This window comes from Chromohalobacter sp. 48-RD10, from assembly GCF_029889785.1.
In the GTDB taxonomy this organism is placed as follows: Bacteria; Pseudomonadota; Gammaproteobacteria; order Pseudomonadales; family Halomonadaceae; genus Chromohalobacter.
Genome location: NZ_JARANX010000125.1, coordinates 1 through 1,643 on the forward strand (window position 1 = coordinate 1; position 1,643 = coordinate 1,643).

Annotated in this window: 1 pseudogene; it reads left to right on the forward strand. The window is 63.7% G+C overall.

Annotated elements, in window-relative coordinates:
• Window position 1 precedes the first annotated feature (1 nt).
• Window positions 2-1,582 (forward strand): annotated as a pseudogene (gene cysN / locus OP496_RS17640) (sulfate adenylyltransferase subunit CysN); the annotation flags it as partial.
• Between the last annotated feature and the right edge of the window lie 61 nt (window positions 1,583-1,643).

Below are 1,643 nucleotides of genomic sequence, written 5' to 3' on the forward strand. Positions count from 1 at the left end.
GCTGATCGCCGACGATATCGAGTCCTACCTGCACGAGCATGAAAACAAGGATCTCTTGCGCTTCATCACCTGCGGGAGCGTCGATGACGGCAAGTCGACCCTGATCGGGCGCCTGCTGCACGATTCCAAGATGATCTACGAGGATCAGCTGGCGGCGATCACCCAGGCCTCCAAGACCAGCGGCACCACCGGTGACCAGGTTGATCTGGCGCTATTGGTAGATGGCCTGCAGTCCGAGCGTGAGCAGGGCATCACCATCGATGTCGCCTATCGGTATTTCTCTACCGATAAGCGCAAGTTCATCATCGCCGACACCCCGGGGCATGAGCAGTACACTCGCAACATGGCCACCGGCGCCTCCACGGCCAGCCTCGCGGTGATCCTGATCGATGCCCGTCACGGCGTGCAGACCCAGACCCGGCGGCACAGCTTCATCGCCGACCTGCTGGGTATCCAGCACCTGGTGATCGCGGTCAACAAGATGGACCTGGTCGATTACTCCCAGGCGCGCTTCGACGAGATCGTCGCCGAGTACCGCGACTTTGCCGCCAAGCTCAACGCGCCGGACATCCACTTCGTACCGCTGTCCGCGCTGGAAGGCGACAATGTCGTCAACAAGAGCGAGGCCATGAGCTGGTACGACGGCCCGGCGCTGCTCAATCTGCTGGAGACCGTCGAGGTCACTTACGACCGGAACCTGACGGATCTGCGCTTGCCGGTGCAGTACGTCAATCGCCCGCACCTCGACTTCCGCGGCTACTGCGGCACGCTCGAGGCCGGCATCCTGAGGCCCGGCCAGCGCGTCAAGGTGCTGCCCTCCGGCAAGTCCTCCACGGTGGCGCGCATCGTCACCTTCGACGGCGACCTCGAAGTGGCCTATCCGGGGCAGGCGATCACCGTCACGCTCGAGGACGAGATCGACATCTCGCGGGGCGACTGGCTGGTCGCCGCCGATGCCGAGGTACCGCTGGCCGACGCCTTCGAAGCGGACATCGTGTGGATGCACGACACCGCGCTGGAGACCGGCCGGCTGTACGATCTCAAGCTCGCCACGCGGGATCTCGCCGGCAAGGTGAGCCAGATCGACTACCAGACCGACGTCAACACGCTCGAGCACCACGCCGCCGAGACGCTGAATCTCAACGCCATCGGCCGCTGCCGTGTCGAAGTGGCCGGCACGCTGCCGGTGGACGACTACCGGGTGAGCCCCGGCACCGGCAGCTTCATCGTCATCGATCGACTGACCAACGTCACCGTGGGCGCGGGTATGGTGCATCGGCATCTGGAAAGCGAGCCGCCCTACGAATACCGCACGCATGACAGCAAAGCCGAGGTGGTGTGGAATCGTTCCAGCGTGACGCCCGCGATGCGCGCACACATCAAGGGGCATGCCGGCAAGTGCATCTGGTTCACCGGACTTTCCGGCTCGGGGAAATCCACTCTGGCCAACGCGTTGGAAGTCGAGCTCAACCGGCGTGGCTACCACACCATGCTGCTGGACGGTGACAACATTCGCCACGGCCTGTGCAAAGACCTCGCCATGAGCGAAGCCGACCGTACCGAGAACATCCGCCGCGTGGGGGAGATCGCCAAGCTGTTCGCCGATGCCGGTATCATCTTGATTACCTCCTTCATCTCGCCGT